Source organism: Streptomyces sp. 4F14, assembly GCF_048159485.1.
Classification (GTDB): Bacteria; Actinomycetota; Actinomycetes; order Streptomycetales; family Streptomycetaceae; genus Streptomyces.
The window spans coordinates 1-379 of record NZ_JBLRVY010000218.1 but is presented as its reverse complement, the minus strand read 5'-3'; the positions used below and the strand labels follow the sequence as shown (position 1 = coordinate 379).

1 pseudogene is annotated in these 379 nt (G+C 74.4%); it reads left to right on the top strand.

The window, feature by feature from the left end:
* Positions 1–379: pseudogene (locus ACLZOT_RS50405) on the top strand (DsbA family protein); the annotation flags it as partial.

Below are 379 nucleotides of genomic sequence, written 5' to 3'. Positions count from 1 at the left end.
GGACCCCGGGCGGGCCAAGGACGACGTGCAGCCCGTGCTGACCATGCTCACCGCCAAGTACGGCATGAGCGAGGCGCAGGCGCGGGCCGGCGAGGACAACCTCGGCGCGCAGGCAGCCGCCGAGGGCCTGGACTACCGCACCCGCGACCGCGACCACGGCAGCACCTTCGACATGCACCGGCTGCTGCACCTCGCCAGGTAGCGGGGCCGCCACGACGCCCTGCTGGACGCCTTCTACCGGGCCAACTTCGCCGAGGAGCGCTCCGTCTTCAACGACGACGAGCGGCTCGTGGAGCTGGCCGCCGCCGCGGGCCTCGACGCCGCCGAGGTCCGTACGGTCCTGGCCGACCCCACCGCCTACGCCGACGAGGTCCGCGCC